This is a genomic window from Pseudoalteromonas sp. R3, from assembly GCF_004014715.1.
Lineage (GTDB): Bacteria > Pseudomonadota > Gammaproteobacteria > Enterobacterales > Alteromonadaceae > Pseudoalteromonas.
This window is the reverse complement of the sequence record NZ_CP034835.1, coordinates 1,487,229-1,501,134: the sequence shown is the minus strand read 5'-3', so window position 1 is coordinate 1,501,134 and position 13,906 is coordinate 1,487,229. Positions and strand designations below refer to the sequence as shown.

Here is a 13,906-nt window from a genome sequence, read left to right as displayed (position 1 = left end):
TTAAAACTTCGGACCACCACCACCGAACATGCCCGGTGGCATCATGCCTTTCATGTTCTTCATCATTTTCATCATGCCGCCCTTACCCTTCATCTTTTTCATCATTTTCTGCATCTGGGTAAATTGCTTGAGGAGTTTATTGATATCCTGGACCTGGGTACCTGAGCCGGCCGCAATCCGTTTCTTACGTGAGCCTTTGATTACTTCCGGACGCGCGCGCTCATGCGGTGTCATGGAGTTAATGATGGCTTCCATCTGGTTAAACGTCTTATCGTTAACCTGACCTTTAACGGCATCCGGCAGATTTGACATACCTGGCAGCTTATCCAGCATTGACATCATGCCGCCCATATTTTTCATCTGGCGTAGTTGTTCAGCAAAGTCTTCCAGCGTGAAGCCATCGCCTTTAAAGACTTTCTCAGCGACTTTAGCCGCTTTGTCTTTATCGACCTTAGACTCAACCTCTTCAATCAGTGACAGAACGTCACCCATGCCAAGGATGCGTGATGCAACACGGTCAGGGTGGAATGGCTCCAGCGCATCAGTACGCTCACCAACACCGATGAATTTAATGGGTTTACCTGTAATATGACGAATAGATAGGGCCGCACCACCACGTGCATCACCATCGGTCTTGGTCAGGATCACACCTGTCAGTGGCAAAGCTTCGTCGAAGGCCTTAGCTGTATTTGCGGCATCCTGACCTGTCATGGAGTCTACAACGAACAGAGTTTCAATCGGAGAGATAGCTGCGTGCAGCTCTTTGATCTCACCCATCATCTCATTGTCGACGTGCAAACGACCAGCGGTATCTACCAATACCACATCGATGAATTTTTTCTTCGCGTGCGAGATAGCATTAGTAGCAATATCGACCGGTTTTTGCGAAATATCACTGGGGAAAAATTCAACATCGACTTCTGTTGCCAGTGTTTCAAGCTGTTTGATTGCCGCAGGCCGGTATACGTCGGCACTGACCACCAGTACAGATTTTTTCTTACGTTCTTTTAAGAATTTAGCCAGTTTACCCACACTGGTAGTTTTACCCGCACCTTGCAGGCCGGCCATCATAACAACCGCAGGTGGCTGCGCAGCCAGGTTGAGCTCCTCGTTGGCCTCACCCATGGCTTTTTCGAGTTCTTCACGCACGATCTTGATGAAAACCTGGCCCGGGCTCAGGCTCTTAGTCACTTCAACACCAACCGCACGCTCTTTGACCTGCTTCACAAAGTCTCTGACGACAGGTAAAGCCACATCCGCTTCAAGCAACGCCATGCGCACTTCTCGGAGCGTTTCCTTAATATTATCTTCGGTTAATCGGCCGCGGCCGCTGATGTTTTTAAGCGTTTTTCCTAAGCGTTCTTGGAGGTTCTCAAACATTTATCGCTTCCAGTATGTCGTAATTGCCCAGCATTATACTGATATGCGCGTCACTAATACAGTATTCAAGTCAGTTAAGAAACTTTTTCCATGCCCCTATGCAAGAACCCGAGCTTAAAATACAATAGCCTACAAAAGGAGCATGTAAGTAGAAAGCCATTCATGTTGATCATCAGTTTATCTTTGTTTGCCAGTCTGTTTTATGTACTTGCCACCGGGCATGTACTGTCGCGCCTATTCCATAAGGAAGGCCCTAGTCAAAAGCTGACCATTATTTTCAGCACAGTGGCGATCCTCAGCCATATGCTGGTACTGGTAAACTCCGTGTTTACGCAGGATGGCCAAGATCTCAGCACCATTAATGTGGCGCTGCTTACCTGTTGGGTCATTGTGGTGTCGGTAACAACGGTTTCCCTGAAGTTTCCGGCCACATTGTTATTACCTGTTGTCTATGGCTTCGCCTCGATACTCCTGATAGCCAGTCTATTTGTCCCGCATCACATTGTTATGAAGTCGCTGGACGTAGATATTGGCTTGGTGGTGCATATTTCCCTGTCTTTACTGGCTTACTGCGTACTGATTATTGCCACGCTTTATGCAGTACAGTTTTATTTCATTGATCGCAGACTTAAAGAAAAAGATCTGGCCATCATGCACAGCCACCTACCACCGCTAATGCAGGTTGAATCACAACTTTATCAACTACTGACTGTAGGTACGGGCTTATTAACCTTGGCGCTGCTCTCTGGTTTTGTGTTCCTTGAAGGCATGTTTGCCAAAGAGTTTTTGCACAAAACCGTATTGTCACTGGTTGCCTGGTGTATGTTCAGTGCCGTCACCATTGGCCACCATCAGTTTGGCTGGCGGGGCAAATCTGTGGTATTTGCAGTGTTAGGTGCGTCAGGTATTGTTACCTTAGCCTATTTTGGCAGTCGCTTTGTGCAAGAAGTGATCTTAGGTAAGTTTTAATCTAAGTTTTAGCTTAAGTTCACGGTTTTTGACTTGACTCTGAATTCTGGCTAACGCTTAATACTCCTTCGTAAGCAAAAAAGGGATCCTCTGTTGGACGACATATCAACCAGCGCCTTGTTTATTATTCTTGGCGTGCTTGTTCTGCTCTCGGGCTATTTTTCCAGTTCGGAAACCGGGATCATGTCTATCAATCGCTACCGATTGCGCCACTTGGTAAAAGAAAAACACAAGTCGGCACAACGCGTAGACGAACTTTTAAAACGCCCGGACCGTTTAATTGGTCTGATCCTAATCGGGAATAACCTGGTTAACATCGCCGCTTCAGCGGTTGCTACCGTTTTGGGTATGCGTTTGCTGGGTGATGCAGGTATTGTGGTTGCCACCTTTGCTCTGACCTTGGTCATCTTAATCTTTGCAGAAGTGACACCTAAAACACTGGCGGCGCTATATCCCGAAAAAGTTGCGTTTCCCAGCTCTGTCATTCTGAAACTCCTGCTAAAACTACTCTTCCCTGTGGTTGTGACCGTGAATTGGATCACCAACGGCATGTTGAAACTGATTGGCGTATCACCGGAGCAGATAGAAGAACACAGCCTGAGTAAAGAAGAGCTTAAAACTGTCCTCAATGAATCTGGCGCCATGTTGCCAACCAACCACCAGGATATGATGACTTCCATCCTGGATTTAGATCATGTGACAGTTGAAGACATTATGATCCCACGCAGTGAGATCAATGCCATCGACATCAATGATGACTGGAAGGACATTTCCAAGCAACTGACCAATGCTCAGCACACCAGGGTACTGCTGTACCGGGACCAAATAGATGACGCCGTGGGCTTTATTCATTCACGCGATGCTTTGCGTCTGCTGACCAAAGAGCAATTTGACAAGCCTTCTCTGCTGCGAGCGGTGCGAGAAATTTACTATATTCCGGAAAGCACCTCGCTCAATACACAACTACTGAAGTTCCAGCAGAACAAAGAGCGTATCGGTCTGGTGGTCGACGAATATGGGGATATCCAGGGCCTGGTAACACTGGAAGACATCCTTGAAGAAGTAGTCGGCGACTTTACCACAACCAAAACCCCAGCTCCGAGCGACGAGGTAGACGTTCAAAATGATGGCTCAGTTATGGTTGATGGTGGTGCGAACGTACGCGACCTGAACAAAGAGATGCGTTGGCATCTGCCTACGGAAGGCCCAAAAACCCTCAGTGGACTGATTGTTGAATATCTTGAAGATATCCCACAAACACAGTTAGGTCTGAAAATAGCGGGCTACCCTATGGAAGTGGTCGAAATAAAGGAAAACATGATCAAAGTGGTCAAAGTTTACCCCAATAAAAAGAAAAAACCTGCCAAGTCAAATTAATTAAAAAGCCGCGTAATGCGGCTTTTTATTTTTAGTTACAAAAAAAATATCAACTCCCCCTTAAAAAGCAGCCTACATTCTGTACAAATTAATTTCATTATTGTTAACTAAGTCAGCCCAGCCTATGGGCATACTCAAATGAACAAGGAAATATAAATGAAGTTAAAATTGAACAAAAAAAGCGTGAAAGCTTTGTCTTCTGACAACGCAGTACTGCCCGGGAAAATGACACGTCAGGTTGCCGGTGGTTTAGTAACACTCGAATGCCCAAGTGATTGGGATCGCTGGACCAGCGGCGGTTGCGTATCAACTCAATGCGAAACCTACACCTGCCCACCTCCACACACTATTGTCGGTGATTGCCCAGTGTCCTGGGATTGCCGTTTCTCCAAAACCGGATGCTAATATCAATAAAGGAATTAATATGAAACTTAAGCTCAACAAAAAAAAAGTAAAAACACTCTCAGCTGACAACTCTGTGTTACCAGTAAAAATGACCGGAAAAATCGCGGGTGGTGTGCCACCGACTTCAAATTGTCCAAGTGACTGGGATACACGTACCAGCTATACCTGTACAACGTTGAACTGCGCCGAAACCTACAACTGCCTGCCCTCTATCCATAATGAGTGTGACACCTGGGATTGTCGATTTTCACGCAACACTACCTGCTGATCCACTAGGGAAATAACATGAAATTAAAATTACGCAAAAAAAGCGTTAAAGCCCTTTCTGCTGATAATGCCTTACTACCTGAAAAAATGACCCCCCACGTTGCTGGAGGAACTTTCTATACAGCACAGGGCTGTCCGATAGACTTTGATACGCGCACGAGTTATTCATGCACGACCAAATACTGTCCGGAAACATCTCCGTGCTACCCGGACCTATCGTGGAATTGCAACTCTGCTCAATGTTATAACTAAGTATTGAGAGTGGTGCAGCAGAACAATTATCTGCTGCACATTTTTAAAAGGAAGGCTTAATGACAATAACGCTTAGGAGAATAAACGTTCAAACCAGTTTTTATCGAGATCGGCTTCACATCGCTTGAGCTGAGCGCCATAACGCGAAGCACGATGCTTCACTTTATTGGCCACTTTCATCAGCCATTGCTTCTTCTTATAAGTACCCCGTCGGTAACCGCCCCAACCTTCGTGATAGTTGAGATATTGTGCATAGGCATCCCACTTAGAAACGCCGTTGATTTTATGGGTCTTATAGACAAACCACCCCATAAAATCTATGGCATCTTCAAAATCATCTCTGTCTGCACCTGAATTACCGGTTTCGCGAATGTAGTCGCTCCATGTTGGTGTTTTTGCCTGTGAATAGCCATAAGCACTGCTAGCTCGGCCAATAGGGATGACCCATAAAAAGTACTCCATGGGAGGCGCGGCGTCATGCCTGAACGAGCTTTCCTGGTACATCATGCTCATCAATACGTGTTTAGGCGAGCCCCACTTTTCTTGTGCATCTTTTGCATCAAAATACCAATCGTCTTTCTCTTCAAAAATTTTACAGATATCATTAGGTTGCTTCGGAGGTGCGGTAGCACAGCCAGTCAATGCAGCCAACAAAGGTAATAAAATTATTTTTTTTCTCATTTTTTTATGAACTCGTTGAACTTTTCTAAATTGTGCCGGTCTTACTCTCTGAATGCAGCAGTTTAGCATTGTTTCATCCCTGATATTTATTTGCGCAGCCTACTGGCTGCGCTTTTTTTATGCCCGAGAAAAGTAGTCCCGCAAAAATTCGTTAAACGTGGTCCTGTCTTTTGCAACGACGTCTTGCTCATCCGCAAATGATCGCTCGCTCATAGAATCCAGCTCAGCTTGCTGAAATACATGATAGTCGTCAGACACATGAATTTGTTTGTATTGCTGTGCCAGCGACAAAGCCAGTTTACCGCTGTCCTGGGCTTGACTGACTAGTTGATCAACAATACGTCCAGAAATAGTTAGTTCCGGTCGATTTACCCACTCACTAAGCTTAGTTATAACGGGTGTGTAACGCTCAGCACCATGAGCTTCATCCAGCACAGCTGCAACACGATGCAATTGTTCAAAAATGTCCTGGCCCCACTGTTGTAAAGAGCCTGTTTCTGTCCCTCTGTGAAGGGTCACATCAGGATTACGCCCCTCATTAATGACCTGCTGTAGATTAAGATCACAGATCTTTTGCTCTTCCCAGCTTAGTGCAGGAGACTCTTTCAATAAACAGTATGTGAGGAATACATCCAAAAACAGGATTTGCTCAAGATCAATCCCCGTCTCACTGAATGGATTGACATCCAGCGCTCTGATCTCAACATATTCAATGCCGCCTCGGCTCAGCGCCTGAGTGGGGGTTTCTCCAGAGCGACCATTGCGTTTCGGTCGGATAGGCGAATAGAATTCGTTTTCTATCTGCAGAATATTTTTGTTGAGTTGTTTCGGTATTTCGTGCTGATAATCCGGAATATGCTGGTAGAGATCAGATTGACTACGAATGGCCTTTTGCAACCCAGCCACATATTCATCCAGACTGTTGTAGGTAACACGCAGTGATGACTGCGCACTGTTGGTGTAACCCAGGTCGCCCAGTCGCAATGCGGTGCCATACTCGAGATAAAGTGTTCCCTGCCCCAGCTTTTTAAATGGTAGTTCACTGCTTTTGCCTTGCAAAAAAGAATGACACAAAGCCGGAGAAGCGCCAAACAGATAACTGATAAGCCACAGTTCACGTTTAAAGTTGCGAATAAGACCCAGGTACTGATCAGAAATAAATGCCTGTGAAGGGCGTGTATCCTCCGTCAGTGTCTGAAGGCTTTGCCACAAAGAATCGGGAAACGAAATATTAAAATGTACCCCTGCAATAGCCTGCATCATACTGCCATAGCGGTTTTTTAGGCCTTCCCGATACAAGGTCTTCATTTGACCTATATTTGACTGGCCAAACTGCGCCAGAGTAATGTCGTCTTCATGTTGAATAAAGCACGGCATACTCATTGGCCACAATAGCTCATCACCCATGTGGCTCAGGGTATATTTTTGCAAGTCTCTCAGCTGAGAAAGCGTTTCCTCGGGTGACTCGCTGACCGGCGTAATAAACTCCAGGAGAGATTCGGAGAAATCAGTTGTGATCGCACCATGTGTCAACGCATGACCAGCCCCACGAGGATGCGGGGTTTTTGCTATCTCTCCGGATGATTTAATTCTCAGCGCTTCTCGTTCAATCCCACGTTTTATACCACGCAAGGCGCTACGATGTGCCGATGTCGCAAGCGCTTCTAACTTGCCTTGTAAATTTAACTGTTTCAAAAACTAATACCTCGAGGCCCGGTGCTCAGTAATACACAATGCTACTGTCAATTGGGGCAAATTACGAATACTCAAGCGGTAATGATCACTTTGCCAAAATGCGCACCCTGTTCAACATACTCATGCGCCCGCTGAATGTCGCTTAATTTAAATCGCTGATCAACCAATACCTGCAACTGGTCTGCACATACTGCTTCATATAAACGTGCTAAATGTGCCTGATTCGCTTCAACCAATAGTCCACGTCCCTTCACCCCCTGTTGGTGAGCAACTGCTAACACCTGATCTTTTGTTACCGTGGGAACAGTGACGAGTTCAGAGCCAGCAAGAAGGTTCTGCGTCATACTTTGCCCGAGCTCTGCCCCGACTAAATCGATCAAGAGACCCTTACGAGGCTTTGACAAATACGTTTCCAACGTGATGGCCTGAAAGTCCAATGTGCTGAAAACCTGATGCTCAGTACGCCGACTGACGGGGATCACATCAAAACCGCGTAATCTGCCAATTTGCAGTAACAGGTGACCAACCCCTCCGGTTGCTGCATTGACATACACAGGCGCACGCTGAGGGTCGAAATCGGCCAGCGCCTGCCATGCAGTCAACCCTGCCAGACACAGACCGGCCAAACTGGCTTCTGCATTCTGCTCGACTTTAATTAATTCACCAGCGTTGCCATAAACATGGCTGGCATAACTCCCTGGATGACTGGCAAAGCCTGCCATGCCAATCACCTTATCTCCCGGCTCAAATCCGCTAACATGCTTACCGGTTTGTACGACTTCGCCCAAGACGTCATAGCCCAGAGGCAAAAACGCATCGGGCGCTTTACCTTGTGCAACATAGCCAAGGCCACTGCGTGTTTTAATATCGATGGGATTGACTGACGTTGAAATAACTTTGATCAGCACCTGCTGATCGCTAGGTGATGTCAGTGGCAGGTCCTGAGCACACAGTTCAGTGCTGCCACCAAATTGAAAAATGCCATACTGGCGAAAGAGCTTTTCCATGGAAGATGCGTGTTTATGTGGCGATAAGGAACTCTAACATATCACAACAAAACCCCCAACCTCAGTACGTTGAATTTACATAGGTATGGGCGGCATACTGCCGCCCATTATGGAGGAGCTAACGCGTGAAAACGATGTCGCCCTCAACAACATCCACCTTAATCACGTCCCCGACATCAAAATCCCCTTGCAACAGCTGCTGTGCCAGCGGGTTCTCAATGTAGTGCTGAACAGCACGTTTGAGTGGTCGTGCGCCGTAGACAGGATCGAAGCCACTCGCAGCAATCTTATCCAGCGCCCCTTCAGTAAGTTCAAAGCCAAATCCTTTGTCGTGCAAACGCTGGCGCAACTTTGATAGCTGAATATCTGCAATTTGCTTTATGTGCTCGTTAATCAGCGGATGGAAGACGACCGTTTCGTCGATACGGTTTATAAATTCGGGTCTGAATTGCGTCACCAATACATCCATAACTCGTTGTTTAAGAACGGCATAATCATTGCTTCCCGCCTGCTCCTGAATAACATCGGAGCCCAGATTCGAGGTCATAATGATCACTGCATTTTTAAAGTCTACGGTGCGCCCCTGGCCATCGGTTAAACGGCCATCATCAAGTACCTGAAGTAAAATATTAAACACATCTGGGTGCGCTTTTTCTACTTCGTCGAGCAAAATAACCGAATAAGGACGACGACGAACCGCTTCTGTCAGATAACCGCCCTCTTCATATCCGACATACCCCGGAGGTGCCCCCACCAGGCGTGCAACTGAGTGCTTTTCCATAAACTCAGACATATCAATGCGCACCATGGCATCTTCCGTATCAAACATAAAACCAGCCAGCGCCTTGGTTAGCTCTGTTTTACCAACCCCAGTAGGACCTAAAAACAAGAATGAGCCAATCGGCCGGTTAGGATCAGCCAGACCAGCTCGAGAGCGACGTATGGCATTGGCCACCGCACTAACGGCCTCATCCTGACCAATGACCTTTCTGTGCAACTCATCTTCCATCTGCAGCAGTTTGTCTCGCTCGCCCTGCAGCATTTTTGCCACCGGGATCCCTGTCCAGCGCGATAAAATCTCCGCGATTTCATCTTCACCAACCTGATTTTTCAGCAGACTCATTTCCTGCATCTCAGCCTGAGAGGCTAAATCCAGTTTGCGTTCCAGCTCCGGGATACGACCGTATTGCAGCTCTGACATACGCTGCAAATCGCTTGCCCGGCGCGCCACATCCAAATCAAGACGTGCCTGCTCCAGCTCTGCTTTGATAACCTGCGTCCCCTGTAATGAAGCCTTCTCAGCATTCCACACCTCATCAAGCTCTCGGTATTCTGTTTCCAACTGCTGGATCAGGGTTTGCATTTCAGTGCGGCGCTTCTGGCTTGCTTCATCTTTTTCTTTCGCCAGTGCATTGTCTTCCAGTTTCAATTGGATGATACGTCGTTCCAACTTATCCAGCTGTTCTGGTTTAGAGTCTATCTGTAAGCGAATGGACGAACCGGCCTCATCGATCAGATCAATGGCCTTGTCCGGTAACTGCCTGTCACTGATATAACGATGTGACAAATGCGCTGCAGCGACAATGGCAGGATCGGTAATGTCAACGGAGTGATGCAGTTCATAGCGCTCTTTTAAACCACGCAGAATCGCAATGGTGTCTTCAACGCTTGGCTCTGCAACAAAGACTTTCTGAAAACGTCGCTCCAATGCAGCGTCTTTTTCAATATACTGGCGATACTCGTCCAGTGTTGTTGCCCCCACACAATGTAATTCGCCACGCGCAAGCGCAGGCTTGAGCATGTTGCCCGCATCCATGGCGCCATCTGTCTTACCAGCGCCCACCATAGTGTGGATCTCATCAATAAAGAGGATCACCCTGCCTTCTTCTTTAGCCAGCTCATTAAGTACTGATTTGAGGCGCTCTTCAAATTCTCCGCGATATTTTGCACCGGCTACCAGCGCGCCAAGATCAAGCGATAACACGCGCTTATCTTTAAGACCCTCGGGCACTTCTCCGTTAATGATACGCTGCGCTAACCCCTCTACAATAGCCGTTTTACCAACGCCAGGCTCACCAATCAGCACCGGGTTGTTCTTGGTACGGCGCTGTAACACCTGCACGGTTCGACGAATTTCATCATCACGACCAATCACCGGATCCAGCTTGCCTTGCTCGGCACGCTCAGTCAGATCTATCGTGTACTTCTCCAGTGCCTGACGAGTATCTTCAGCATTCGGATCATCCACTTTCTGACCACCGCGAATAGCTTTAATGGCGTTTTCAATTTTGTCCTGAGTGATATTCAAAGAGCGGAAGATATCACCCAGCGGGCCTTTATCTTCACATGCCGCAAACACAAACAGCTCACTAGAGATGTATTTATCTTTGCGTTTCTGTGCATACTTGTCACATAAATTGATTAAAGAGATGAGGTTATTTGATAACTGTACATCGCCACCGACTCCTTCAACCTTAAATAGTTTTTCAATGGCCTGAGAAAGTTTAGTGTTCAGCTCATCGGCACTGACCCCTGCCTGGGCGAACAGTGCACGTACACTGGAGCCGCTTTGCTGCAACAAAGAGTACATTAAATGTACAGGCTCAATAAACTGATGGTCCCGCCCTAATGCGAGTGACTGCGCATCGGACAGCGCAGCTTGAAATTTACTGGTAAACCTATCTATTCGCATACCCTAAATAACCTTATAAATAACTTAGTTACCTATAAAATGGGTATCACAGCGAGTTTGATCAAGGTGTGTGAAGCAAAAGAGCGAGATTTATTTGCGCCAAATCAAACTGGCCATTCGACCGCAGCGACGGTCCCTGCGATAAGAAAAATAATATTGGGGATGTGCTACCGTGCAGTGTGCCTGTTCAGACACAGCGGTGACGCCTAGCTCACTCAATTGTTGTCTGGCAAGAAGATAAATATCCGCAAGATACTGACCGTTTTCCTGACGTACAAACGCGTGACTATGTATCTGGCTGAGAGCAACAAACTGCTCTACCACCTCCTTGCCAACTTCAAAAGCCTGAGGGCCAATAGCTGGGCCTAACCAGACATGCAATTGACTTGCGGGCGTTTGAAAATGCGTGAGGGTCTTGGCAAGAACGCCGGCCGCCAATGGCCGCCAACCACAATGAACCGCCGCAATTTCATGACCTTCTTCACTGGCGATCAGCACAGGTAAACAGTCAGCGGTCATTATTGCCAAAGCGAATTTGGAAGAGCGGGTAAAAATGGCATCAGCCTGGGGGAGTGAAGCAATATCATACTCATCATCAGCGTGGATAACAGTGTTACCGTGTACTTGCTCCAGCCATGCGATTGGCAAAGAGACCTCAGCCTCTAACTTTGCTCTGTTCTGCGCGACGGCCTGGGCCGCGTCGCCGACATGATAAGCCAGATTAAAGCCATCAAAAGGGGGCTCAGATACGCCTCCCTGTCTTGTTGTAGACAGTGCGCCAACAACGCCCTGTAATGGCCAATCTGGGTAGAGCATATTAATAGTCTATCTGTGGGTTCTGCTTGCTGTCTTCACGCAATGCCGCAGTAAGCTGCTGCATATCTTCCGGGATCGGTGCTTCCCAGGTCATGATCTCACCGCTGACTGGGTGTGCGATACGCAATTTTACCGCATGCAGTGCCTGACGTTTAAAACTCCTAAGCGTATCAAGAAACTCCGGCGACGCATTGCGCGGCGGACAAGGACGGCCACCATAAAGCTGGTCACCCACCAGCGGGTGCTTAAGATAAGCCATATGTACACGGATCTGGTGGGTACGACCGGTTTCAAGACGTAAACGCAGACGCGTGTGTGCCCGAAACTTTTCGGCAACCCGATAATGCGTGATTGCGGGCTTACCCATTTCGTGGATTGCCATATGCGTACGTTTAGTCGCATGACGCCCTATGGGCTTTTCTATCATGCCACCAGCAGTCATAGTGCCATTACATATCGCTTCATACTCACGGGTAAAGTTTTCACGTGCCTGAAGGTTTTTCACCAGATGTGTTTGCGCAACTATGGTCTTGGCCACGACCATCAGGCCCGTTGTATCTTTATCAAGACGATGCACTATACCCGCACGCGGGACATTGATGATCTCGGGGTGGTGGTGTAACAATGCATTGAGCACGGTGCCATTGGGATTGCCAGCGCCAGGGTGCACAACCAGACCCATTGGCTTGTTGATCACAAGGATATCATCATCCTCATAAACGATATCTAACGCGATGTCCTGCGCTTCGTACTCCCGTTCAGCCTCAATTTGCGTTTCCACCGCAACGACTTCACCACCCAGCAATTTTTCCTTGGGGATCGCCAGTACGTCACCGTTGACGGTGACTTTTTCGTCAAGGATCCAAGTTTTTATTCTGGAACGTGAAAAATCGGGGAACAATTGCGCCAAAATCTGGTCTAGACGTTTACCGCCCAGTTCCACTGGCACATCGGCTTGTAGAGAAATTTGCTCAGACATGTGTAACTTTACCTAAAATACCAGTGCAAGCCATGCTCGACTGGGTTAGAATCGCATAAATGCATAGTTTACTCGGTTTTGCCGACTTGGCCTAGCCTGATAACGAAGGTAGTAAAATAAAATGATAAAGACGTTGGGAAAACGCGCTTTCGCAATCGTATTGAGCGCATCTGTATTGGGATTAGCAGCCTGCTCATCCGCCCCAGAACAAGAAGAAATCGAACGCGTACCAAATAAATCTGTGCAGGCATTGTACGAAGACGCCAAACAAACGCTCGACTCTGGCTTATATGCCCGTGCTATTGAGCTGTTGAGTGCCATTAACTCACGCTATCCATTTGGCCCTTATTCTCATCAGGTGCAAATGGACTTGGTATATGCCTTTTATCAAACAGGAAACACAGAACAGGCTTTAGCGACAGTAGATCGTTTTTTACGCCTTAACCCCAACCATAAAAATCTTGACTACATGTATTATATGCGGGGCCTTATCAACATTAAGGCAGATGAAAACGGCTTCCAGGAGTACTTTGGCATTGACCGTGCAGACCGCGACCCTAGTCGAACACGTGTTGCTTTTCAGGACTTGTCGACTCTGGTAAAGAATTATCCTGACAGCGCCTATGTGCCGGAAGCCAAAAAGCGCCTTGCCTGGTTGCTAAACAAAATGGCACGTTATGAACTAAAGGTCGCCAACTATTACTTTGAGCGTGAAGCCTATCTTGCTGCGGCTAATCGGGGTAAGTATGTAGTCGAACATTTCTCACAAAGCAGCTATCTGGTTCCAGCACTTGAGATGATGGAAAAGAGCTACGCGATGCTTGGTCTTGAGGAACTCAGCGACAACGCCCGTAAAGCCAAAGAGCAAAACCAGCAACGTCAGCAATAAATATACTTCACAGAACAATTGAAAACGCCGGGACTGCTTACAGTACCCGGCGTTTTTATGTCTTTTCTTGAGAGCTCAATGACTCGCTATACCAATTTGCTTAGTTAAGTGTAATTGATATTAGATCGCTTCTTCATCCTCTTCACCAGTACGGATCCGCACAACACGCTCCACTTCGGTGACAAAGATTTTACCATCGCCAATCTTGCCGGTTTGTGCTGTTTTTAAAATGACATCGATAGCCCGGTCTACATCTTCTTCGGCCAGAACGATGTCCAGTTTCACCTTTGGCAGAAAGTCGACCATATATTCTGCGCCACGATACAACTCAGTGTGGCCTTTTTGTCGGCCAAAGCCTTTAACTTCACACACAGTCATACCGGTAATACCGATATCAGACAAGGCTTCACGCACGTCATCTAGCTTAAATGGTTTAATGATGGCTTCTATCTTTTTCATGATTGATTTTTATCCCTTTGGTAATGCGTCGATTTTAG

Annotated in this window: 13 protein-coding genes; 5 read left to right on the top strand and 8 right to left on the bottom strand. The window is 47.2% G+C overall.

The annotated features are described in order from the left end of the window. Positions 1-1,380 carry a signal recognition particle protein gene (ffh, locus tag ELR70_RS11290; protein WP_054014098.1) on the bottom strand — a complete coding sequence of 460 codons (1,380 nt, stop codon included), beginning with the start codon at positions 1,378-1,380 and terminating at the stop codon, positions 1-3. Positions 1,381-1,542: 162 nt separating this feature from the next. Between ffh and ccsA the strand changes: the two genes are divergently transcribed. From ccsA to ELR70_RS11270, 4 genes are all read left to right on the top strand, one after another. Beyond that, positions 1,543-2,349 carry a cytochrome c biogenesis protein CcsA gene (ccsA, locus tag ELR70_RS11285; protein ID WP_054014099.1) on the top strand — a complete coding sequence of 269 codons (807 nt, stop codon included), beginning with the start codon at positions 1,543-1,545 and terminating at the stop codon, positions 2,347-2,349. 93 nt (positions 2,350-2,442) lie between these two features. Next, positions 2,443-3,726, top strand: coding sequence for an HlyC/CorC family transporter (locus tag ELR70_RS11280; RefSeq protein ID WP_054014100.1), 1,284 nt, complete (start codon positions 2,443-2,445; stop codon positions 3,724-3,726). A gap of 156 nt (positions 3,727-3,882) precedes the next feature. Then, positions 3,883-4,131, top strand: a complete 249-nt coding sequence (locus ELR70_RS11275; protein WP_128064578.1) for a hypothetical protein — start codon at positions 3,883-3,885, stop codon at positions 4,129-4,131. A gap of 19 nt (positions 4,132-4,150) precedes the next feature. Beyond that, on the top strand, positions 4,151-4,399 hold the full coding sequence (locus tag ELR70_RS11270) for a hypothetical protein (protein WP_054014101.1): 249 nt from the start codon (positions 4,151-4,153) through the stop codon (positions 4,397-4,399). Between the two features lie 323 nt (positions 4,400-4,722). On the opposite strand, the gene ELR70_RS11265 is transcribed toward ELR70_RS11270, so the two are convergent. From ELR70_RS11265 to rluD, 6 genes are all read right to left on the bottom strand, one after another. Next, complete coding sequence (locus ELR70_RS11265) at positions 4,723-5,331, bottom strand: hypothetical protein (protein WP_054014102.1); 609 nt, start codon at positions 5,329-5,331, stop codon at positions 4,723-4,725. A gap of 117 nt (positions 5,332-5,448) precedes the next feature. Continuing rightward, positions 5,449-7,026, bottom strand: a complete 1,578-nt coding sequence (gene gshA, locus ELR70_RS11260; protein ID WP_054014103.1) for a glutamate--cysteine ligase — start codon at positions 7,024-7,026, stop codon at positions 5,449-5,451. Positions 7,027-7,097: 71 nt separating this feature from the next. Beyond that, the gene (locus ELR70_RS11255) at positions 7,098-8,033 is read right to left on the bottom strand and encodes an NADP-dependent oxidoreductase (RefSeq protein ID WP_054014104.1); all 936 of its coding nucleotides are present in this window, start codon (positions 8,031-8,033) and stop codon (positions 7,098-7,100) included. A 118-nt stretch (positions 8,034-8,151) separates the two neighbouring features. Then, positions 8,152-10,725: an ATP-dependent chaperone ClpB gene (gene clpB / locus ELR70_RS11250; RefSeq protein ID WP_054014105.1), complete on the bottom strand. Its 2,574-nt coding sequence runs from the start codon at positions 10,723-10,725 to the stop codon at positions 8,152-8,154. Between the two features lie 90 nt (positions 10,726-10,815). Beyond that, a complete protein-coding gene (gene pgeF / locus ELR70_RS11245) occupies positions 10,816-11,541 on the bottom strand; it encodes a peptidoglycan editing factor PgeF (RefSeq protein WP_054014106.1) in 726 nt (241 codons plus the stop codon). A gap of 1 nt (position 11,542) precedes the next feature. Next, on the bottom strand, positions 11,543-12,520 hold the full coding sequence (rluD, locus tag ELR70_RS11240; protein ID WP_054014107.1) for a 23S rRNA pseudouridine(1911/1915/1917) synthase RluD: 978 nt from the start codon (positions 12,518-12,520) through the stop codon (positions 11,543-11,545). A 121-nt stretch (positions 12,521-12,641) separates the two neighbouring features. Between rluD and ELR70_RS11235 the strand changes: the two genes are divergently transcribed. Beyond that, positions 12,642-13,409: an outer membrane protein assembly factor BamD gene (locus tag ELR70_RS11235; RefSeq protein ID WP_054014108.1), complete on the top strand. Its 768-nt coding sequence runs from the start codon at positions 12,642-12,644 to the stop codon at positions 13,407-13,409. Positions 13,410-13,529: 120 nt separating this feature from the next. Here the strand turns inward: ELR70_RS11235 and glnB are convergent, their stop codons facing one another. Next, positions 13,530-13,868, bottom strand: a complete 339-nt coding sequence (gene glnB / locus ELR70_RS11230; RefSeq protein ID WP_010382451.1) for a nitrogen regulatory protein P-II — start codon at positions 13,866-13,868, stop codon at positions 13,530-13,532. Positions 13,869-13,906 lie beyond the last annotated feature (38 nt).